Below are 22,069 nucleotides of genomic sequence, written 5' to 3' on the forward strand. Positions count from 1 at the left end.
ACGGAATTCCACCAATGGACAGGAGATGAAATGACGTGCAGGCAACCGTCCAATCTTTCATAAACAAACATGCATTGATGTCAAACGGGGCAACGGTGCTCGCTGGTATTTCCGGAGGCCCGGATTCGATGGCACTCTTGCACTTTCTGTGGCAGCTGCGTGACATGTGGAACCTCAGAGTTATCGCTCTTACAGCCGATCATCAGTTACGCAATGGTGAATCACGGGATGATCTGCGTTATGTGCAACGCATGTGCTGCGACTGGAACATTGAATTTGTTAGCACGTCGTTGGATGTTGCTTCCTATAAGCAGACAGATCAATTGGGAACACAGGCGGCAGCAAGAAGCCTGCGTTATGCCTTTTTTGAAAGAGAGATGGAGCGATTCCAGGCTGACTATTTAATGCTTGGTCATCACGGAGATGATCAGGCAGAAACGATGCTAATGGGACTGGTGCATTCAGCAGGTGTACGGTCCTTGGCGGGTATCCCTGTCCATCGTCCATTCGCCACAGGACACATTGTAAGGCCTTTATTGTGTGTGACAAAAGAGGCAATTGAAGATTACTGCAGCGAATGGGGAATTATACCACGTCGCGACCCATCCAATCATGATGATGCCTACACACGGAATTACTACCGCCGCCACGTGCTTCCGTTGCTTAAGGATAAGAACAGCAATATGCACCGGACGATGCAACATTTGAGCGAGTCGCTGCAGGAAGATAATGCGTTTCTAATGGAGAAGACACGACAAATGGCAGAAGAAGTTGCTATCTTCAATGAAGAAAAACGGTTGGTTTCGTTTTCTATTGATGATTTTCTTTCATATCCCCGTTCTTTACAAAGGCGTTTCTTTCATCTATTATTAAATTATCTGTATAATGATCAGCAGGTACATATATCATATAATCACGAGGAACAGTTTTTCGCTTTATTGAACGTACGTACCGGTAATGTCACACTTGATTTTCCGCGAAAGTTGAAGGTGGAACGAAATTATCATAACATGGTATTTTTTGTGATGGATGAGGATTCCCTGTCATACCAAAAAACGCTGGACGTACCGGGGGAGCAGTTGCTGCCGAATGGTTATTGCATCGCTGCTCATTTCACGGACTGTCCAGAGACAGAAGGGGGGAACGTTTACGCCTGTCGCGCTGCGAATATTTCCTTGCCTTTACATATACGGACCCGCCAGGCCGGTGATCGGATGAGCTGGAGTGGTTTGCATGGCAGCAAAAAACTGAAAGATGTGTTTATCGATGGCAAAATTCCATTAAATGAAAGGAATGTTTGGCCCATTATAACTGATAATAATGGTGACATACTCTGGCTGGTCGGTTTAAAAAAAGGACTTCCACCGATTAAAAAGACAACGGGGCCATACATTCAGTTGACATATGGGAAACGGGAGAAATAGGAGGAGCAGCATGAATAATGATATAAAAAAAATTCTGATTACAGAAGAACAAATTGCCGCTAAATGTGCCGAGCTTGGGCGAACACTGACAGAGGAGTATGACGGACGATTTCCGTTGGCGGTCGGTGTGCTGAAAGGTGCGCTTCCATTTATGTCTGATATTTTGCGTTCCATCCATACTTATCTTGAAATGGACTTTATGGATGTGTCCAGTTATGACGGACAGATGCGCTCATCGGGTGAGGTTAAAATTGTCAAAGATCTCGATACAAAAGTGGAAGGCCGGGATTTGCTGATTATTGAAGACATCATCGACAGTGGTCTCACGCTTAGTTATCTGGTTGATTTATTTAAGTACCGCAAAGCCAATTCCATTAAAATCGTCTCACTGCTTGATAAACCGGACGGACGCACCTCCCATATCAAAGCGGATATCGTTGGCTTTGACGTTCCGAATGAATTTGTCGTTGGATATGGGCTTGATTATGCAGAAAAATACCGAAATCTTCCATATATCGGTGTTTTGAAACCGGAAATTTACGGTGGTACATAACGGTGTTGTGACTGTGTGAGTGGATATGGAAATAGTTAATGGACAGGAAAACAACAAGGATTGAAGTACGCTGCCGAAACAATTTAAATTAGTTGTACCGACACTTTTTCTTATGGTACTATTGATTGTAGTTTTCCCGCTCGGGAGGAGGTAAGGAATGAACCGGATATTTCGTAATGTCATCTTTTATTTATTAATATTCTTAGTCGTCATAGGCGTCATAGGAGTATTCAAAGGACCAAATGAACAACGAGACGAGTTTAACGTTCAGGAATTTATGAATGCATTAAATAATGGCGAAATCGAAGAAATGACGATGCAGCCATCGAATGGGATTATGCGCATTACCGGTACCACCGGGGATGATGAAGCTTTTATTGCGCAGGTGCCGGATAATACGGATGTTATATCGGAGATCTATGATCAGGCTGTACAGCAAAGCACACTCAAGACAAAAGAAGAGGAACAACCAAGTGGTTGGGTTACCTTCCTAACAACGATTATTCCATTTCTGATATTGGGACTATTTTTCTTCTTCATCCTCAGCCAATCCCAAGGCGGCGGTGGCGGCCGTGGAGTCATGAACTTTGGCAAAAATAAAGCCAAAATGGTCAGCGATGATAAGAAAAAAGTCCGCTTTAAAGATGTGGCCGGAGCAGATGAAGAGAAGCAGGAACTCGTTGAGATTGTGGATTTCCTGAAAGACCCACGCAAATTTTCAAGTGTCGGAGCCCGTATTCCTAAAGGCGTTCTGCTTGTCGGTCCTCCTGGAACAGGTAAAACATTGCTTGCCCGCGCTGTTGCAGGAGAAGCCGGTACACCGTTCTTTTCGATCAGCGGTTCCGATTTTGTGGAAATGTTTGTTGGTGTCGGCGCATCCCGTGTACGTGACTTGTTTGAAAATGCGAAGAAAAATGCACCGTGTATCATTTTTATTGACGAACTGGACGCTGTTGGACGTCAGCGTGGTGCCGGACTTGGCGGCGGTCACGATGAACGGGAGCAGACACTGAACCAGCTGCTCGTTGAGATGGATGGGTTTGGTGTTAATGAAGGCATTATCATTATCGCTGCAACTAACCGTCCGGATATTCTTGACCCGGCCCTTTTAAGACCAGGACGTTTTGACCGCCAAATTACGGTTAACCGCCCGGATGTCAAAGGCCGTCAGGAAGTGCTCAAAGTACATTTGAAGGATAAGCCGTTGGACGATACAATCGACCTCAAAACTATTGCTATGCGCACACCAGGTTTCTCCGGTGCGGACCTGGAAAACCTTCTGAATGAAGCAGCGCTAATTGCAGCGCGTTTTGATAAAGATACCATTGGAAGTGACGATATCGAAGAAGCCATTGATCGGGTAATTGTCGGTCCTGCCAAGAGGAGCAAGGTCATTTCCGAGAAAGAACGTAATATTGTGGCACACCACGAAAGCGGTCATACGATCATTGGTAAAGTATTGGATAATGCGGATGAAGTCCATAAAGTGACGATTATTCCGCGCGGTCAGGCAGGCGGTTATGCTGTTATGCTTCCAAAAGAAGACCGGGCCTTTATCACGAAACCGGAATTGCTTGATAAGATCACTGGTCTGTTGGGAGGTCGTGTAGCTGAAGAAATTATGTTTGGCGAAGTGAGCACGGGTGCTCACAATGACTTCCAACAGGCAACGAACATTGTACGTAAAATGATTACGGAATACGGCATGAGTGACAAAATCGGTCCTATTCAATTTACTAGTGGTGGCGGGGAAGTATTCCTCGGCCGTGACCTTCAGAATGAACAAAATTACAGTGATGAAATTGCGCATGAAATTGATAAAGAAATGCAAAGCTTTACAAATTACTGTTATGACCGTGCCAAATCCATTCTTACAGAACATAAAGATAAGCTGGAACTAATGGCACAGACATTGCTGGAAGTGGAAACTTTGGACAAAGGACAAATTAAATCCTTGTTTGAAGACGGTGTTTTGCCAGAACCTGAAACGAGCAACGATAAAACATCATCAAGTAGCGATTCCGATATGAAAGTCAATATCAATTCTAAAAACAATGAAGAAACGACACCGGAATCCTATGAGGAAGCCAAACAAAAGGCTGAAGAAAAACGGCAGGAGAAGTACGAAGAAGAGGATGACGACAACACAAGTGAATCGTCATCGGATGATGAAAGCAATAAAAAGGAATAAACCCATGACAGCCTCTCATGAGTATGAGAGGCTGTATTTATTTAATGACACCGAATAGACTTATCGGGTATAGTGAAAGGATAGAAAAAGGTTTAGAGGAAGGTTTGTTGTGCATGTTACTTGTGCTTGATGCAGGCAATACCAATACAGTTCTTGGTGTGTTTGAAGAGGATACATTAATCCATGAATGGCGCATAAAATCAGATCGCCATAAAACAGAAGATGAATATGCCATGCTTATGAAATCATTGCTGAAACATGAGAATATAGCATTTTCTGATATAACCGATATTGCCATATCGTCGGTCGTCCCTCCGATGATGTTCGCATTAGAAAAACTATGCACCAAGTATTTTCACTTGGAACCAATGATTATTGATGGTGCATCTGCTCATACATTTTTGAAAATGGCTTATCCCCATCCGCAAGAAATTGGTGCCGATCGCATTGTCAACGCTGTGGGTGCGATTGAAGAGTACGGAGCGCCGTTGATCATTATTGATTTCGGCACTGCGACAACGTATTGTTTTATTAACCGCGATGCAGCATACGAAGGAGGTGTGATTATACCCGGTATGGAAATTTCGTTGGAAGCTCTCTATCAAAAAGCATCCAAGCTCCCCAAAATTGAGATACAGGAACCCGACAAAGTGATTGGGAATTCAACAGTAAGTGCTATGGAGTCGGGCGTGTTTTATGGTTATGTCGCACAAGTGGACGGAATGGTTAACCGAATGAAACAAGAGACTCCGATAGACCCAACCGTTATTGCAACCGGCGGAATTGCACCACTCATCGCTAGTAAGGCAAAGACAATTGATTATGCAGACAAGCAACTGACATTGAAAGGCCTGCATAAGCTATATTTTTATCACGCATGAGCACGGTTGAATAAGTGAAAGTTGGAAAAGGAGATGAAAGCCTATGAAGGATCATTTAATAAAATCGACGGTATATGATGGTATGATACGTGCTTATGCCATCCGTTCGACCAATACAGTGAAAGAAGCGCAAACCAGACAGGACACGTGGGCGACGGCATCAGCTGCCCTCGGACGCACTGTTACCATCGGTGCCATGATGGGCGCCATGTTAAAAGATAATGAGTCGCTAACGGTGAAAGTCGAAGGCAATGGTCCGATAGGTGCGATTATTGCAGATAGTGATGCAACCGGCGATGTCCGTGGCTATGTAACCAATCCGTATGTGGACTTTGATTTGAATGATCAAGGAAAATTGGATGTAGCACGTGCAGTTGGTGAGGGCAATATCAGTGTTGTCAAGGATTTGGGTTTAAAAGATTACTTTACAGGTCACGTCCCGATTGTTTCAGGCGAAATTGGCGATGATTTCACGTACTATTTTGCCAACTCAGAGCAAATTCCTTCTGCAGTAGGAGCCGGTGTCCTTGTTAATCCGGATCACAGCATTCAGGCAGCCGGTGGTTTTATTGTGCAGGTAATGCCTGGCGCGGACGACGATGTCATTGCACAAGTGGAAGAAACGATTGCAAACATGCCCACGATATCTCAATTAATAAAAGAAGGTACATCACCTGAAGGCATATTGGAACGTCTTTTTGAGGTTGACAAGGTTACGGTTCACGGTCGTCTGCCTGTTCGGTTTCAGTGTAAGTGTTCAAAGGAACGGCTTCAGCGCGCAGTAACCGGTTTGGGAAAGGAAGAAATCCAGAGTATGATTGATGAAGACCATGGTGCTGAGGCCACTTGCCATTTCTGTAATGAAGTTTATAGGTTCACCGAAGAGGAATTGCAGGAACTGAAAGAGTCAGCCCATTCTTGACGTCGCCTTTGAAAATGTGACCCACAGGGGGAAAGAGACTGTATCCCAACAAGGGGAACGCCTTGCCGATAACGACTGTCAATTGATTCAGTCGCTGTCGGACGAATATAGCCTTCATACGATCATTGCCCGGGTAATGACAGTTGACGACGACACAAAAAATATTCAGTGAGCAACCAGCCGTGTGCAAAAAGTCAGCAACTGCAGCATTCCTTAAATGATATAAAAAAATGCGGTTTTACGATAGTCAATGATATCATTGATTGACATTTTGAAAACGATAGCATAACATATGGTGTAAACCCTATTGAAAAACTAGGGATTAGGAGGCTTATGTAATGAGAGTGGCGGAAAACATTACACAACTAATTGGGCAAACCCCGATTGTTAAATTGAACCGTTCGGTTGATGACGATAGTGCTGATATCTATTTAAAACTGGAATTCATGAACCCCGCCAGTTCGGTAAAAGACCGAATTGCTCTGTCCATGATTGAAGATGCTGAGAAAAATGGCCAGTTGAAAGAAGGGGACACGATTATCGAGCCGACGAGTGGCAATACCGGCGTTGGCCTGGCTATGGTTGCTGCGGCTAAGGGGTATAAGGCCATTTTGGTTATGCCAGATACGATGAGCCAGGAACGTCGCAATCTTCTGCGCGCTTATGGGGCAGAGCTGATTCTCACACCAGGGGCCGAAGCGATGAAAGGTGCGATCAATAAGGCGGAAGAACTACGGAAAGACTATGGCTATTTCATGCCGCAGCAATTCAATAATGAAGCCAATCCGGACGTGCATGCACAGACAACCGGCCATGAAATTGTACACCAAATGAGTGACGGGCTGGATGCGTTTATTTCCGGTATTGGAACCGGTGGAACGGTCACCGGGGCCGGCAAGATATTGAAAGAACACTTTAAAGGGATCGAAATTTATGCCGTTGAGCCGGATGATTCAGCTGTTCTTTCCGGTGAAGCACCAGGTCCGCATAAGATTCAAGGGTTGGGTGCAGGTTTTGTTCCGGACGTTCTCGATACGTCCATTTACGATGGAATTTTCCGGATAACCAATGAGGAATCGTTTGATACGGCACGTGACGTTGCGAGATTGGAAGGCATACTCGGCGGTATTTCATCCGGTGCCGCTGTTGCTGCAGCCAAACAAACAGCCAAACGGCTTGGCAAAGGCAAAAAGGTGCTCGCAATCATCCCGGATAATGGAGAGCGCTACTTGTCAACCCCTCTTTATCAATACGACGATTGATGACGGGATTTTGGAACCGGTGCTGGCCTTAGCACCGGTTACTTTTTGATCACTGCTTCCAGTTTTATTAAGGCTGTGGTACGATGATAATGGAAAAAATGTTCAAGGAAAGAAGGCTGGGGAATGAAACTGACAACCAAAACTAAGACGTATGATTTCTCTGAACGGACGCATGTGATGGGTATATTAAACGTAACGCCCGACTCGTTTTCTGATGGTGGGCATTATACCACGGTTGATCAGGCCGTCGACCAAGCTGTTTTGATGGAAAAACAGGGAGCGGATATCATTGATATCGGTGGAGAGTCCACGCGTCCGACACATCAACCTGTGTCTTTGAACGAGGAAGTAAACCGCGTTATTCCGGTTATTCAGGCGGTCAAACGTCATGTAACCATTCCGATTTCCATTGATACATATAAGGCGGAAACCGCTCGTCAAGCATTGGCAGCCGGTGCTGATATCATTAATGATGTCTGGGGTGCCAAGAGGGAGCCCGCTATTGCACAGGTTGCAGCGGAATTCGGTGCTCCGATTATTTTAATGCACAACCGGACAAATAAAAACTATACATCGATTATTGATGACATGAAGGGGGATTTGCAGGAGAGTATCGATATGACACTGACAGCTGGTGTTCACCCTGATAACATTATTCTCGATCCCGGAATCGGTTTTGCCAAAACATCCGAAGACAATGTGACTGTCATGCATCATTTGGAGGCATTTACCGAACTTGGATATCCACTGCTTCTCGGTACGTCGCGAAAATCCTTCATCGGTAACATTCTTCATGTGCCGTCATCCGAACGCGATAACGGCACTGGAGCGACAACGTGTCTAGGGATCGTCAAGGGCGCACAGATCGTCCGTGTACATGATGTAGCATTGCATGTGGAACTGGCAACCATGATGGATGCCATGCTATATAAACAGGGCGTGTCAGACCATGGATAAAATTTTGCTGAACGGCATGGAATTTTATGCGTATCATGGCGTTTTTCAGGAAGAAAAAACACTTGGACAACGGTTTTACGTGGACGCAGAGCTTGAATTCAGCCTAAAGAAACCCGGCCAATCGGATGATATGAATGACTCCATTGACTACGGTGAAGCCTATGAAGTAATGCGAGGCGTTATGGAAGGCCGGCCGATGAATTTATTGGAATCTTTGGCTGAAACCGTTGCTAGTGAATTGTTCCGGTCGTTTTCTCCACTGAATGCCTGTCGTATACGCATCACTAAGACTGATCCGCCCATACCGGGTCATTACCGGTCAGTAGCGGCGGAAATTTTTCGGGAGCGAGATGAATGAACACCGTATATATTGCATTAGGGTCCAATGTTGAACCAAAGGACAACTATTTAAAAGAAGCGCTTCATTTACTAAGGGAACATCCACAGGTGCGCATTATTCAATTATCATCGATCTATCAGACGGCTCCGGTTGGTTATACCAATCAGCCCGATTTTTTAAACATGGTGATAGAAGCAGAAACATCACTGTCTCCACTGGTACTGCTGGAGGCTTGTCAACGGATTGAACACCAGCTTGAACGAAAGCGGGATATTCGGTTTGGTCCCCGTACGATTGACCTTGACATTTTAGTTTATAATCAAGAAAATAGACAAACAGAACAATTGACCCTCCCGCATCCACGTATGCACAAGCGAGCATTTGTCCTTATACCGCTGAACGAAATTGCACCGGAATTGATATTGCCAACAACGGGAAAACCGATTTCCGATTATATGAAACAATTCTCTGAAAGGGAGAAAAATGATGTTACACGATGGACAACAAGGGGATCGACAGACAAATAAAAGTATGTCTTAAATGAACGGGGTTATGCACAGCGGGACTGCAGGAACGCCGGAGGTGCACGTCGAGCCATTTTAATTTATACTTGATGATAATAAACATGTATAGGCCTGATCGGTCATCCGATTAATAATGAATGTTGGAGTGATAACTGTGTCAGAAGAATTAAATGATCATATGCAGGCCCGCCGGGAAAAGCTTGCTATGTATCAAGAACGGAATGTGGAACCTTTCGGCGGCAAATTCAATCGGTCCCATTTGGCTGATGATTTGTTTGCCGGCTATGACCAATTTTCCAAAGAGGAATTGGAAGAAAAGCCGGATGAAGTGTCTATCGCAGGTCGGGTAATGACCAAGCGCGGGAAAGGAAAAGCCGGTTTTGCTCATGTACAGGATGTCAGCGGCCAGATTCAAATCTATGTCCGCCAAGATACCGTTGGTGAAGAGGCGTACGACATTTTTCAATCCATAGATATGGGGGATATTGTCGGTGTAACAGGCTCCATGTTCCGGACGAAAGTGGGTGAATTGTCTGTAAAAGTTGAGGAATTCACTTTGCTGACTAAATCGTTGCGGCCACTTCCGGAAAAATATCACGGGCTGAAAGATGTGGAACAGCGCTATCGTCAGCGGTATCTCGATCTGATCACCAATCCGGATAGCAAAGAGACGTTTATTCTGCGCAGTAAAATTATTCGTTCGATGCGCAGTTTTCTTGATGGACAAGGGTTTTTGGAAGTTGAAACACCAATGATGCACGGCATACCGGGTGGCGCTTCTGCCCGTCCGTTTGTCACGCATCATAATGCACTGGATATTCCGCTGTATATGCGCATAGCTATTGAACTGCACTTGAAGCGGCTGATTGTTGGTGGTTTGGAAAAAGTGTATGAAATTGGACGTGTATTCCGTAATGAAGGTGTCTCCACACGCCATAATCCGGAATTCACCATGTTGGAATTGTACGAAGCGTATGCTGACTTTTACGATATTATGACATTGACCGAAAATTTAATCGCGCATATAGCTGACAACGTTCTCTCTGGTTCGACTGTGGCCTACGACGATTACGAAATCAGTCTGGCCCCAGGGTGGAAACGGCTGCATATCGTCGATGTCATTAAAGAATATACAGGTGTTGATTTTTGGCCACGCATGAATGATGATGAGGCGAAAAAAATGGCCGCCGAACATGGGGTTCAAATTCAGGACAATATGACATATGGGCACATTGTTAATGAATTTTTTGAACAAAAGGTTGAGGAGCATTTAATTCAGCCTACATTTATTTACGGACATCCCGTGGAAATATCGCCATTAGCTAAGCGAAATGCAGACGACAACCGGTTCACCGACCGTTTTGAGTTATTTATCGTCGGCCGTGAACACGCCAATGCTTTTAGTGAATTGAATGATCCGATCGATCAGCGGGAACGTTTCGAAGCGCAAGTAAAAGAACGTGATGAGGGTAATGATGAAGCCCATCTAATGGATGAAGACTTTTTGGAAGCACTTGAATACGGAATGGCTCCAACGGGCGGATTGGGAATAGGAATTGATCGTCTTGTCATGCTATTGACGAACTCTCCGTCCATTCGGGATGTACTGCTCTTCCCACAGATGCGCAGCAAATAACTCATTTTTAAATGAAATGTTGGGTAAATGTAACGGTTGATCCATGAAAACCGTGAACGGAGTGATTGTTTTGCACATGATTATACTGGCTTCCACAGTACCGACTGCCGTACCGATAATGAGTTGTGTTAGTTGCTGTTTTTCTGTCGCGCCATCGGTACTGACGCGTTCTATGTGGCGGGCGTGCCTGTTCCTGTAACGAATATTCAGTGGGAGAGAAAAGAATTCCCACTGAATGATATTTTATAAACACAGAATATACAGCTATGTGATAGTGATATGATCGGAGACGTATTCATTTGTTTACATGATGGTTGAGGCAGTTTGGTAGCATACATGGATATTGGAAGAAATCGCCACTTATTTTTTTGGATTTACTATTGATTCCACATAACACACATGATACATTATTGGATGTCGCGCAAAAAAGCGGCACGAAACGAACCAATCATTAATCATTAACAAAAACACTATTGACTTTGGTTTTTTTAAATGATATAGTTATTAAGTCGCTTTTCAACGAACAGATCAAATAAAATGATTCGTAAAAAGTTATTGACTTGAAATTGATTGTTTGTTACAATTAAAAAGTTGATTGATATTAGAACATTAATCATAAGTTGCTCCTTGAAAACTGAACAAAACAGCCAGTATGACAGTTGGATGTCAGAGGCAGGAAGTCGGAAAACTGATGTGTATATCAGCTGGATGACTTACCCCTTGAAATCCACAAAACAAGCGAAGCCAATGAACGGCTGATCGGTGTCAGTCGTATCCCAAACTTTTTTGGAGAGTTTGATCTTGGCTCAGGACGAACGCTGGCGGCGTGCCTAATACATGCAAGTCGAGCGCGGGAAGCAGACAATCGCCCTTCGGGGCGTGCGTCTGTGGAACGAGCGGCGGACGGGTGAGTAACACGTGGGCAACCTGCCCGAAAGACCGGGATAACTTGCGGAAACGTGAGCTAATACCGGATAATGCCTTTCCCCCGCATGGGGGAGGGCTGAAAGACGGCCTTTGTGCTGTCACTTACGGATGGGCCCGCGGCGCATTAGTTAGTTGGTGAGGTAAGAGCTCACCAAGGCGACGATGCGTAGCCGACCTGAGAGGGTGATCGGCCACACTGGGACTGAGACACGGCCCAGACTCCTACGGGAGGCAGCAGTAGGGAATCTTCCGCAATGGACGAAAGTCTGACGGAGCAACGCCGCGTGAGTGATGAAGGTCTTCGGATCGTAAAACTCTGTTGTCAGGGAAGAACAGGCGTGGTTCGAACAGGGCCATGGTTTGACGGTACCTGACCAGAAAGCCCCGGCAAACTACGTGCCAGCAGCCGCGGTAATACGTAGGGGGCGAGCGTTGTCCGGAATTATTGGGCGTAAAGGGCGCGCAGGCGGTCTTTTAAGTCTGATGTGACATCTCGCGGCTCAACCGCGAGCGGTCATTGGAAACTGGGAGACTTGAGTACAGAAGAGGAGAGTGGAATTCCACGTGTAGCGGTGAAATGCGTAGAGATGTGGAGGAACACCAGTGGCGAAGGCGACTCTCTGGTCTGTTACTGACGCTGAGGCGCGAAAGCGTGGGTAGCGAACAGGATTAGATACCCTGGTAGTCCACGCCGTAAACGTTGAGTGCTAGGTGTTAGGGGGTTTCCGCCCCTTTGTGCTGAAGTTAACGCATTAAGCACTCCGCCTGGGGAGTACGGCCGCAAGGCTGAAACTCAAAAGAATTGACGGGGGCCCGCACAAGCGGTGGAGCATGTGGTTTAATTCGAAGCAACGCGAAGAACCTTACCAGGTCTTGACATCCTCTGACAGCGGCAGAGATGCCGTGTTCCCTTCGGGGACAGAGTGACAGGTGGTGCATGGTTGTCGTCAGCTCGTGTCGTGAGATGTTGGGTTAAGTCCCGTAACGAGCGCAACCCTTAATCTTAGTTGCCAGCATTAAGTTGGGCACTCTAAGGTGACTGCCGGTGACAAACCGGAGGAAGGCGGGGATGACGTCAAATCATCATGCCCCTTATGACCTGGGCTACACACGTGCTACAATGGATGGAACAAAGGGACGCGAAGCGGCGACGTGATAGCCAATCCCACAAAACCATTCCCAGTTCGGATTGCAGGCTGCAACTCGCCTGTATGAAGCCGGAATCGCTAGTAATCGCGGATCAGAATGCCGCGGTGAATACGTTCCCGGGCCTTGTACACACCGCCCGTCACACCACGAGAGTTGGCAACACCCGAAGTCGGTGAGGCAACCATTTTGGAGCCAGCCGCCGAAGGTGGGGCCAATGATTGGGGTGAAGTCGTAACAAGGTAGCCGTATCGGAAGGTGCGGCTGGATCACCTCCTTTCTAAGGACGAATGAGAAAACGGATGTCATACATGGCTGTTTGGTTCAGTTTTGAGGGAGCAACCCTCATGAATCAGCCACCTTTGGTGGTTGTTGCACCTTGAAAACGGAATAAGAGCCATCCATTTCAATGATTAATAATGAAACAATGGTTAAGTGACCAAGGGCGCACGGTGGATGCCTTGGCACCGGGAGCCGATGAAGGACGGGACCAACACCGATATGCCCTGGGGAGTCGTAAGCAGACGTTGATCCGGGGATTTCCGAATGGGGGGAACCCGCTGTCCGTAATGGGACAGCATGCGTATCTGAATTCATAGGATGCGCACGGCACACCCGGGGAACTGAAACATCTCAGTACCCGGAGGAAAAGAAAGCAAACGCGATTTCCCGAGTAGCGGCGAGCGAAACGGAACCAGCCCAAACCGGAAAGATAGCTTTCCGGGGTTGATAGGACACTCCATGGGAGTCATCAAGAAATGGCTTAGACGAAACGGTCTGGAATGACCGGCCGGAGAAGGTAAGAGCCCTGTAGTCGACAAGCCATTTCCTCCGGAGTGGATCCTGAGTACGGCGGAACACGAGAAATTCCGTCGGAATCTGGGAGGACCATCTCCCAAGGCTAAATACTCCCCGGTGACCGATAGTGAACCAGTACCGTGAGGGAAAGGTGAAAAGCACCCCGGAAGGGGAGTGAAAAAGACCCTGAAACCGTGTGCCTACAAGTAGTCGGAGCCCGTTAATGGGTGACGGCGTACCTTTTGTAGAATGGACCGGCGAGTTGCGTTCGTATGCAAGGTTAAGTGGCCAACACGGAGCCGTAGCGAAAGCGAGTCTGAAGCAGGGCGCATAAGTATACGGGCGCAGACCCGAAACCGTGTGATCTACCCATGTCCAGGGTGAAGGTCAGGTAACACTGACAGGAGGCCCGAACCCACGTATGTTGAAAAATGCGGGGATGAGGTGTGGGTAGAGGTGAAATGCCAATCGAACACGGAGATAGCTGGTTCTCTCCGAAATAGCTTTAGGGCTAGCCTCAAGGCATGCGTTCCGGAGGTAGAGCACTGATTGAACGAGGGGCCCTCATCGGGTTACCGAATTCAGTCAAACTCCGAATGCCGGCAACGTAACACCTTGGGAGTCAGACCATGGGTGATAAGGTTCATGGTCGAGAGGGAAACAGCCCAGACCGCCAGCTAAGGTCCCCAAGTATACGTTAAGTGGAAAAGGATGTGGCGTTGCCCGGACAACCAGTATGTTGGCTTAGAAGCAGCCATCATTTAAAGAGTGCGTAATAGCTCACTGGTCGAGTGACGCTGCGCCGATAATGTAGCGGGGCTAAACGTATCACCGAAGCTGCGGATTGTTCATCGAACAATGGTAGGAGAGCGTTCCGGATGCTGCGAAGTCGGACCGTGAGGACCGGTGGAGCGTCTGGAAGTGAGAATGCCGGTATGAGTAGCGAAAAAAGAGTGAGAATCTCTTTCACCGAATGCCTAAGGGTTCCTGAGGAAGGTTCGTCCGCTCAGGGTAAGTCGGGACCTAAGCCGAGGCCGAAAGGCGTAGGCGATGGCTAACAGGTCTATAATCCTGTACCACCTCGTGAGCGTTGGAACGATGGGGGGACGCAGAAGGATACGGAAAGCGCACCGATGGATGTGTGCGTCCAAGCAGCAAGGGTGTTGGGCAGGCAAATCCGCTCAACGGATCCTGAGCTGTGACGGGGAGGGAAATCAAGTACCGAAGTTCCGGATTTCACACTGCCGAGAAAAGCCTCTAGTGAGTTCACAGGTGCCCGTACCGCAAACCGACACAGGTAGGCACGGAGAGTATCCGAAGGTGTTCGGGAGACCTCTCGTTAAGGAACTCGGCAAAATGACCCCGTAACCTCGGGAGAAGGGGTGCTCACTTACGTGAGCCGCAGTGACCAGGCCCAAGCGACTGTTTACCAAAAACACAGGTCTCTGCAAAGCCGAAAGGCGATGTATAGGGACTGACACCTGCCCGGTGCTGGAAGGTTAAGGGGATGCGTTAGCGCGCTCGGCGCGCGAAGCGTTGAACCGAAGCCCCAGTAAACGGCGGCCGTAACTATAACGGTCCTAAGGTAGCGAAATTCCTTGTCGGGTAAGTTCCGACCCGCACGAAAGGTGCAACGACTTGGGCACTGTCTCAACGAGAGACCCGGTGAAATTATACTATGCGTGAAGATGCGCATTACCCGCGACAGGACGGAAAGACCCCGTGGAGCTTTACTGCATCTTGATATTGAATGTTGGTGCAGCTTGTACAGGATAGGTGGGAGCCGTCGAAGCGTGAGCGCCAGCTTACGTGGAGGCATCCGTGGGATACCACCCCGGCTGTACGAACATTCTAACCCAGGGCCGTGATCCGGTCCGGAGACAGTGTCAGGCAGGCAGTTTGACTGGGGCGGTCGCCTCCCAAAAGGTAACGGAGGCGCCCAAAGGTTCCCTCCGAATGGTTGGAAATCATTCACAGCGTGCAAAGGCATAAGGGAGCTTGACTGCGAGACTGACACGTCGAGCAGGGACGAAAGTCGGGCTTAGTGATCCGGTGGTTCCGCATGGAAGGGCCATCGCTCAACGGATAAAAGCTACCCCGGGGATAACAGGCTTATCTCCCCCAAGAGTTCACATCGACGGGGAGGTTTGGCACCTCGATGTCGGCTCATCGCATCCTGGGGCTGTAGTCGGTCCCAAGGGTTGGGCTGTTCGCCCATTAAAGCGGTACGCGAGCTGGGTTCAGAACGTCGTGAGACAGTTCGGTCCCTATCCGTCGTGGGCGTTGGAAGTTTGAGAGGAGCTGTCCTTAGTACGAGAGGACCGGGATGGACACACCGCTGGTGCACCAGTTGTTCCGCCAGGAGCACGGCTGGGTGGCTACGTGTGGTCAGGATAAGTGCTGAAAGCATCTAAGCATGAAGCCCCCCTCAAGATGAAACTTCCCATCACGTTCAGTGAGTAAGATCCCTCCAAGACGAGGAGGTAGATAGGTCCGGGGTGGAAGCGTGGCAACACGTGAAGCTGACGGATACTAATCGATCGAGGACTTAACCACACATTCACATTGGAATGGCCTAATGTTCTTATTCCGTTTTCAGGGTGCAATTAAAAAAACCCTTGCATTTTTCGACGATAATCGCTATAATAATCCTTGTCCTTGATGACATCGGGTTTGGGTATCAATCATCGTCTATTGTCACAACTTAGGTCTGGCGGTATTAGCGGAGAGGACACACCTGTTCCCATGCCGAACACAGCCGTTAAGCTCTCCAGCGCCGATGGTAGTTGGGGCTTTGCCCCCGCGAGAGTAGGACACCGCCAGGCATAGCATTTATGACGGAGGATTAGCTCAGCCGGGAGAGCACTTGCCTTACAAGCAAGGGGTCGCAGGTTCGATCCCTGCATCCTCCACCATTTATCACATGCCGGCCTAGCTCAACTGGCAGAGCAACTGACTTGTAATCAGTAGGTTGGGGGTTCGAGTCCTCTGGCCGGCACCATCTATTGAGCCATTAGCTCAGTTGGTAGAGCATCTGACTTTTAATCAGAGGGTCGGAGGTTCGAATCCTCCATGGCTCACTTTATGCGGGTGTGGCGGAATCGGCAGACGCGCTAGATTTAGGATCTAGTGTCTTTCGACGTGAGGGTTCAAGTCCCTCCGCCCGCATTTCATAAATATGTCTGCGGAAGTAGTTCAGTGGTAGAACACCACCTTGCCAAGGTGGGGGTCGCGGGTTCGAATCCCGTCTTCCGCTCCAAAAAATGCCAAGTAAAAACCGCGCCGGGGTGGCGGAATTGGCAGACGCACAGGACTTAAAATCCTGCGGTAGGTCGTACTACCGTGCCGGTTCGAGTCCGGCCCTCGGCATCATAGGCGCCCGTAGCTCAATTGGACAGAGCGTCTGACTACGGATCAGAAGGCTAGGGGTTCGACTCCTCTCGGGCGCACCATATCACGGGAAGTAGCTCAGCTTGGCAGAGCACATGGTTTGGGACCATGGGGTCGCAGGTTCAAATCCTGTCTTCCCGACCAGTTTTGGGGCCTTAGCTCAGCCGGGAGAGCGCCTGCTTTGCACGCAGGAGGTCAGCGGTTCGATCCCGCTAGGCTCCACCATATGTAATAAAGTTGCTCCTTGAAAACTGAACAAAACAGCCAGTATGACAGTTGGATGTCAGAGGCAGGAAGTCGGAAAACTGATGTGTATATCAGCTGGATGACTTACCCCTTGAAATCCACAAAACAAGCGAAGCCAATGAACGGCTGATCGGTGTCAGTCGTATCCCAAACTTTTTTGGAGAGTTTGATCTTGGCTCAGGACGAACGCTGGCGGCGTGCCTAATACATGCAAGTCGAGCGCGGGAAGCAGACAATCGCCCTTCGGGGCGTGCGTCTGTGGAACGAGCGGCGGACGGGTGAGTAACACGTGGGCAACCTGCCCGAAAGACCGGGATAACTTGCGGAAACGTGAGCTAATACCGGATAATGCCTTTCCCCGCATGGGGGAGGGCTGAAAGACGGCCTTTGTGCTGTCACTTACGGATGGGCCCGCGGCGCATTAGTTAGTTGGTGAGGTAAGAGCTCACCAAGGCGACGATGCGTAGCCGACCTGAGAGGGTGATCGGCCACACTGGGACTGAGACACGGCCCAGACTCCTACGGGAGGCAGCAGTAGGGAATCTTCCGCAATGGACGAAAGTCTGACGGAGCAACGCCGCGTGAGTGATGAAGGTCTTCGGATCGTAAAACTCTGTTGTCAGGGAAGAACAGGCGTGGTTCGAACAGGGCCATGGTTTGACGGTACCTGACCAGAAAGCCCCGGCAAACTACGTGCCAGCAGCCGCGGTAATACGTAGGGGGCGAGCGTTGTCCGGAATTATTGGGCGTAAAGGGCGCGCAGGCGGTCTTTTAAGTCTGATGTGACATCTCGCGGCTCAACCGCGAGCGGTCATTGGAAACTGGGAGACTTGAGTACAGAAGAGGAGAGTGGAATTCCACGTGTAGCGGTGAAATGCGTAGAGATGTGGAGGAACACCAGTGGCGAAGGCGACTCTCTGGTCTGTTACTGACGCTGAGGCGCGAAAGCGTGGGTAGCGAACAGGATTAGATACCCTGGTAGTCCACGCCGTAAACGTTGAGTGCTAGGTGTTAGGGGGTTTCCGCCCCTTTGTGCTGAAGTTAACGCATTAAGCACTCCGCCTGGGGAGTACGGCCGCAAGGCTGAAACTCAAAAGAATTGACGGGGGCCCGCACAAGCGGTGGAGCATGTGGTTTAATTCGAAGCAACGCGAAGAACCTTACCAGGTCTTGACATCCTCTGACAGCGGCAGAGATGCCGTGTTCCCTTCGGGGACAGAGTGACAGGTGGTGCATGGTTGTCGTCAGCTCGTGTCGTGAGATGTTGGGTTAAGTCCCGTAACGAGCGCAACCCTTAATCTTAGTTGCCAGCATTAAGTTGGGCACTCTAAGGTGACTGCCGGTGACAAACCGGAGGAAGGCGGGGATGACGTCAAATCATCATGCCCCTTATGACCTGGGCTACACACGTGCTACAATGGATGGAACAAAGGGACGCGAAGCGGCGACGTGATAGCCAATCCCACAAAACCATTCCCAGTTCGGATTGCAGGCTGCAACTCGCCTGTATGAAGCCGGAATCGCTAGTAATCGCGGATCAGAATGCCGCGGTGAATACGTTCCCGGGCCTTGTACACACCGCCCGTCACACCACGAGAGTTGGCAACACCCGAAGTCGGTGAGGCAACCATTTTGGAGCCAGCCGCCGAAGGTGGGGCCAATGATTGGGGTGAAGTCGTAACAAGGTAGCCGTATCGGAAGGTGCGGCTGGATCACCTCCTTTCTAAGGACGAATGAGAAAACGGATGTCATACATGGCTGTTTGGTTCAGTTTTGAGGGAGCAACCCTCATGAATCAGCCACCTTTGGTGGTTGTTGCACCTTGAAAACGGAATAAGAGCCATCCATTTCAATGATTAATAATGAAACAATGGTTAAGTGACCAAGGGCGCACGGTGGATGCCTTGGCACCGGGAGCCGATGAAGGACGGGACCAACACCGATATGCCCTGGGGAGTCGTAAGCAGACGTTGATCCGGGGATTTCCGAATGGGGGAACCCGCTGTCCGTAATGGGACAGCATGCGTATCTGAATTCATAGGATGCGCACGGCACACCCGGGGAACTGAAACATCTCAGTACCCGGAGGAAAAGAAAGCAAACGCGATTTCCCGAGTAGCGGCGAGCGAAACGGAACCAGCCCAAACCGGAAAGATAGCTTTCCGGGGTTGATAGGACACTCCATGGGAGTCATCAAGAAATGGCTTAGACGAAACGGTCTGGAATGACCGGCCGGAGAAGGTAAGAGCCCTGTAGTCGACAAGCCATTTCCTCCGGAGTGGATCCTGAGTACGGCGGAACACGAGAAATTCCGTCGGAATCTGGGAGGACCATCTCCCAAGGCTAAATACTCCCCGGTGACCGATAGTGAACCAGTACCGTGAGGGAAAGGTGAAAAGCACCCCGGAAGGGGAGTGAAAAAGACCCTGAAACCGTGTGCCTACAAGTAGTCGGAGCCCGTTAATGGGTGACGGCGTACCTTTTGTAGAATGGACCGGCGAGTTGCGTTCGTATGCAAGGTTAAGTGGCCAACACGGAGCCGTAGCGAAAGCGAGTCTGAAGCAGGGCGCATAAGTATACGGGCGCAGACCCGAAACCGTGTGATCTACCCATGTCCAGGGTGAAGGTCAGGTAACACTGACAGGAGGCCCGAACCCACGTATGTTGAAAAATGCGGGGATGAGGTGTGGGTAGAGGTGAAATGCCAATCGAACACGGAGATAGCTGGTTCTCTCCGAAATAGCTTTAGGGCTAGCCTCAAGGCATGCGTTCCGGAGGTAGAGCACTGATTGAACGAGGGGCCCTCATCGGGTTACCGAATTCAGTCAAACTCCGAATGCCGGCAACGTAACACCTTGGGAGTCAGACCATGGGTGATAAGGTTCATGGTCGAGAGGGAAACAGCCCAGACCGCCAGCTAAGGTCCCCAAGTATACGTTAAGTGGAAAAGGATGTGGCGTTGCCCGGACAACCAGTATGTTGGCTTAGAAGCAGCCATCATTTAAAGAGTGCGTAATAGCTCACTGGTCGAGTGACGCTGCGCCGATAATGTAGCGGGGCTAAACGTATCACCGAAGCTGCGGATTGTTCATCGAACAATGGTAGGAGAGCGTTCCGGATGCTGCGAAGTCGGACCGTGAGGACCGGTGGAGCGTCTGGAAGTGAGAATGCCGGTATGAGTAGCGAAAAAAGAGTGAGAATCTCTTTCACCGAATGCCTAAGGGTTCCTGAGGAAGGTTCGTCCGCTCAGGGTAAGTCGGGACCTAAGCCGAGGCCGAAAGGCGTAGGCGATGGCTAACAGGTCTATAATCCTGTACCACCTCGTGAGCGTTGGAACGATGGGGGGACGCAGAAGGATACGGAAAGCGCACCGATGGATGTGTGCGTCCAAGCAGCAAGGGTGTTGGGCAGGCAAATCCGCTCAACGGATCCTGAGCTGTGACGGGGAGGGAAATCAAGTACCGAAGTTCCGGATTTCACACTGCCGAGAAAAGCCTCTAGTGAGTTCACAGGTGCCCGTACCGCAAACCGACACAGGTAGGCACGGAGAGTATCCGAAGGTGTTCGGGAGACCTCTCGTTAAGGAACTCGGCAAAATGACCCCGTAACCTCGGGAGAAGGGGTGCTCACTTACGTGAGCCGCAGTGACCAGGCCCAAGCGACTGTTTACCAAAAACACAGGTCTCTGCAAAGCCGAAAGGCGATGTATAGGGACTGACACCTGCCCGGTGCTGGAAGGTTAAGGGGATGCGTTAGCGCGCTCGGCGCGCGAAGCGTTGAACCGAAGCCCCAGTAAACGGCGGCCGTAACTATAACGGTCCTAAGGTAGCGAAATTCCTTGTCGGGTAAGTTCCGACCCGCACGAAAGGTGCAACGACTTGGGCACTGTCTCAACGAGAGACCCGGTGAAATTATACTATGCGTGAAGATGCGCATTACCCGCGACAGGACGGAAAGACCCCGTGGAGCTTTACTGCATCTTGATATTGAATGTTGGTGCAGCTTGTACAGGATAGGTGGGAGCCGTCGAAGCGTGAGCGCCAGCTTACGTGGAGGCATCCGTGGGATACCACCCCGGCTGTACGAACATTCTAACCCAGGGCCGTGATCCGGTCCGGAGACAGTGTCAGGCAGGCAGTTTGACTGGGGCGGTCGCCTCCCAAAAGGTAACGGAGGCGCCCAAAGGTTCCCTCCGAATGGTTGGAAATCATTCACAGCGTGCAAAGGCATAAGGGAGCTTGACTGCGAGACTGACACGTCGAGCAGGGACGAAAGTCGGGCTTAGTGATCCGGTGGTTCCGCATGGAAGGGCCATCGCTCAACGGATAAAAGCTACCCCGGGGATAACAGGCTTATCTCCCCCAAGAGTTCACATCGACGGGGAGGTTTGGCACCTCGATGTCGGCTCATCGCATCCTGGGGCTGTAGTCGGTCCCAAGGGTTGGGCTGTTCGCCCATTAAAGCGGTACGCGAGCTGGGTTCAGAACGTCGTGAGACAGTTCGGTCCCTATCCGTCGTGGGCGTTGGAAGTTTGAGAGGAGCTGTCCTTAGTACGAGAGGACCGGGATGGACACACCGCTGGTGCACCAGTTGTTCCGCCAGGAGCACGGCTGGGTGGCTACGTGTGGTCAGGATAAGTGCTGAAAGCATCTAAGCATGAAGCCCCCCTCAAGATGAAACTTCCCATCACGTTCAGTGAGTAAGATCCCTCCAAGACGAGGAGGTAGATAGGTCCGGGGTGGAAGCGTGGCAACACGTGAAGCTGACGGATACTAATCGATCGAGGACTTAACCACACATTCACATTGGAATGGCCTAATGTTCTTATTCCGTTTTCAGGGTGCAATTAAAAAAACCCTTGCATTTTTCGAC

General features: G+C 49.5%; 11 protein-coding genes, 9 tRNA genes and 5 rRNA genes. 24 read left to right on the forward strand and 1 reads right to left on the reverse strand.

What is annotated here, in order from left to right; all coding sequences use genetic code 11:
* The first annotated feature begins 35 nt into the window (after positions 1-35).
* The 10 genes from tilS (at position 36) to lysS (ending at position 10,690) form a co-directional block, all read left to right on the forward strand.
* On the forward strand, positions 36-1,424 hold the full coding sequence (gene tilS, locus ACZ5Q7_RS04580) for a tRNA lysidine(34) synthetase TilS (protein WP_343752241.1): 1,389 nt from the start codon (positions 36-38) through the stop codon (positions 1,422-1,424).
* 10 nt (positions 1,425-1,434) lie between these two features.
* Complete coding sequence (gene hpt / locus ACZ5Q7_RS04585; protein ID WP_343752242.1) at positions 1,435-1,977, forward strand: hypoxanthine phosphoribosyltransferase; 543 nt, start codon at positions 1,435-1,437, stop codon at positions 1,975-1,977.
* A gap of 157 nt (positions 1,978-2,134) precedes the next feature.
* Positions 2,135-4,168: an ATP-dependent zinc metalloprotease FtsH gene (gene ftsH / locus ACZ5Q7_RS04590; RefSeq protein ID WP_343752244.1), complete on the forward strand. Its 2,034-nt coding sequence runs from the start codon at positions 2,135-2,137 to the stop codon at positions 4,166-4,168.
* Between the two features lie 113 nt (positions 4,169-4,281).
* Complete coding sequence (locus tag ACZ5Q7_RS04595; protein ID WP_343752256.1) at positions 4,282-5,049, forward strand: type III pantothenate kinase; 768 nt, start codon at positions 4,282-4,284, stop codon at positions 5,047-5,049.
* 43 nt (positions 5,050-5,092) lie between these two features.
* Positions 5,093-5,971, forward strand: coding sequence for an Hsp33 family molecular chaperone HslO (gene hslO, locus ACZ5Q7_RS04600; RefSeq protein WP_343752245.1), 879 nt, complete (start codon positions 5,093-5,095; stop codon positions 5,969-5,971).
* 338 nt (positions 5,972-6,309) lie between these two features.
* On the forward strand, positions 6,310-7,233 hold the full coding sequence (gene cysK / locus ACZ5Q7_RS04605) for a cysteine synthase A (RefSeq protein WP_343752246.1): 924 nt from the start codon (positions 6,310-6,312) through the stop codon (positions 7,231-7,233).
* Positions 7,234-7,356: 123 nt separating this feature from the next.
* A complete protein-coding gene (gene folP, locus ACZ5Q7_RS04610; RefSeq protein WP_343752247.1) occupies positions 7,357-8,190 on the forward strand; it encodes a dihydropteroate synthase in 834 nt (277 codons plus the stop codon).
* Positions 8,183-8,548 carry a dihydroneopterin aldolase gene (gene folB / locus ACZ5Q7_RS04615; protein ID WP_343752248.1) on the forward strand — a complete coding sequence of 122 codons (366 nt, stop codon included), beginning with the start codon at positions 8,183-8,185 and terminating at the stop codon, positions 8,546-8,548. Before folP ends, folB begins: the two co-directional genes overlap by 8 nt.
* Positions 8,545-9,057, forward strand: coding sequence for a 2-amino-4-hydroxy-6-hydroxymethyldihydropteridine diphosphokinase (folK, locus tag ACZ5Q7_RS04620; RefSeq protein WP_343752250.1), 513 nt, complete (start codon positions 8,545-8,547; stop codon positions 9,055-9,057). Before folB ends, folK begins: the two co-directional genes overlap by 4 nt.
* 151 nt (positions 9,058-9,208) lie before the next feature.
* Positions 9,209-10,690, forward strand: a complete 1,482-nt coding sequence (lysS, locus tag ACZ5Q7_RS04625) for a lysine--tRNA ligase (RefSeq protein WP_343752252.1) — start codon at positions 9,209-9,211, stop codon at positions 10,688-10,690.
* Positions 10,691-11,178: 488 nt separating this feature from the next.
* Here the strand turns inward: lysS and ACZ5Q7_RS04630 are convergent, their stop codons facing one another.
* Positions 11,179-11,307, reverse strand: coding sequence for a hypothetical protein (locus ACZ5Q7_RS04630; protein ID WP_464433118.1), 129 nt, complete (start codon positions 11,305-11,307; stop codon positions 11,179-11,181).
* A gap of 166 nt (positions 11,308-11,473) precedes the next feature.
* Between ACZ5Q7_RS04630 and ACZ5Q7_RS04635 the strand changes: the two genes are divergently transcribed.
* The 14 genes from ACZ5Q7_RS04635 to ACZ5Q7_RS04700 all read left to right on the forward strand — a co-directional run bounded on the left by ACZ5Q7_RS04635 (position 11,474) and on the right by ACZ5Q7_RS04700 (position 21,993).
* Positions 11,474-13,043, forward strand: a 16S ribosomal RNA gene (locus ACZ5Q7_RS04635).
* A gap of 149 nt (positions 13,044-13,192) precedes the next feature.
* Positions 13,193-16,117: ribosomal RNA gene (locus ACZ5Q7_RS04640) — 23S ribosomal RNA — on the forward strand.
* 153 nt (positions 16,118-16,270) lie between these two features.
* Positions 16,271-16,386, forward strand: a 5S ribosomal RNA gene (gene rrf / locus ACZ5Q7_RS04645).
* A 14-nt stretch (positions 16,387-16,400) separates the two neighbouring features.
* Positions 16,401-16,476 (forward strand) — tRNA-Val (locus ACZ5Q7_RS04650).
* A 10-nt stretch (positions 16,477-16,486) separates the two neighbouring features.
* Positions 16,487-16,562 (forward strand) — tRNA-Thr (locus tag ACZ5Q7_RS04655).
* Between the two features lie 6 nt (positions 16,563-16,568).
* Positions 16,569-16,641, forward strand: a tRNA-Lys gene (locus ACZ5Q7_RS04660).
* A 6-nt stretch (positions 16,642-16,647) separates the two neighbouring features.
* A tRNA-Leu gene (locus tag ACZ5Q7_RS04665) sits at positions 16,648-16,729 on the forward strand.
* A 16-nt stretch (positions 16,730-16,745) separates the two neighbouring features.
* Positions 16,746-16,820 (forward strand) — tRNA-Gly (locus ACZ5Q7_RS04670).
* 22 nt (positions 16,821-16,842) lie between these two features.
* Positions 16,843-16,930, forward strand: a tRNA-Leu gene (locus ACZ5Q7_RS04675).
* A gap of 6 nt (positions 16,931-16,936) precedes the next feature.
* A tRNA-Arg gene (locus tag ACZ5Q7_RS04680) sits at positions 16,937-17,013 on the forward strand.
* A 5-nt stretch (positions 17,014-17,018) separates the two neighbouring features.
* Positions 17,019-17,095, forward strand: a tRNA-Pro gene (locus tag ACZ5Q7_RS04685).
* 5 nt (positions 17,096-17,100) lie between these two features.
* A tRNA-Ala gene (locus ACZ5Q7_RS04690) sits at positions 17,101-17,176 on the forward strand.
* Between the two features lie 175 nt (positions 17,177-17,351).
* Positions 17,352-18,920: ribosomal RNA gene (locus ACZ5Q7_RS04695) — 16S ribosomal RNA — on the forward strand.
* Between the two features lie 149 nt (positions 18,921-19,069).
* Positions 19,070-21,993 (forward strand): 23S ribosomal RNA (locus tag ACZ5Q7_RS04700).
* Together the 16S, 23S and 5S rRNA genes with 9 tRNA genes alongside form the textbook arrangement of a ribosomal RNA operon.
* Positions 21,994-22,069: the final 76 nt, after the last annotated feature.

The organism is Lentibacillus halophilus, from assembly GCF_055395055.1.

What these genes read in the sequence shown, in the direction of transcription:
- folB (WP_343752248.1), top strand. Translation starts at nt 8,183, where the DNA reads ATGGATAAAATTTTGCTGAACGGCATGGAATTTTATGCGTATCATGGC.
- ACZ5Q7_RS04595 (WP_343752256.1), top strand. Translation starts at nt 4,282, where the DNA reads ATGTTACTTGTGCTTGATGCAGGCAATACCAATACAGTTCTTGGTGTG.
- ACZ5Q7_RS04630 (WP_464433118.1), bottom strand. Translation starts at nt 11,307, where the DNA reads ATGATTAATGTTCTAATATCAATCAACTTTTTAATTGTAACAAACAAT.
- ftsH (WP_343752244.1), top strand. Translation starts at nt 2,135, where the DNA reads ATGAACCGGATATTTCGTAATGTCATCTTTTATTTATTAATATTCTTA.
- hpt (WP_343752242.1), top strand. Translation starts at nt 1,435, where the DNA reads ATGAATAATGATATAAAAAAAATTCTGATTACAGAAGAACAAATTGCC.
- hslO (WP_343752245.1), top strand. Translation starts at nt 5,093, where the DNA reads ATGAAGGATCATTTAATAAAATCGACGGTATATGATGGTATGATACGT.
- cysK (WP_343752246.1), top strand. Translation starts at nt 6,310, where the DNA reads ATGAGAGTGGCGGAAAACATTACACAACTAATTGGGCAAACCCCGATT.
- folP (WP_343752247.1), top strand. Translation starts at nt 7,357, where the DNA reads ATGAAACTGACAACCAAAACTAAGACGTATGATTTCTCTGAACGGACG.
- folK (WP_343752250.1), top strand. Translation starts at nt 8,545, where the DNA reads ATGAACACCGTATATATTGCATTAGGGTCCAATGTTGAACCAAAGGAC.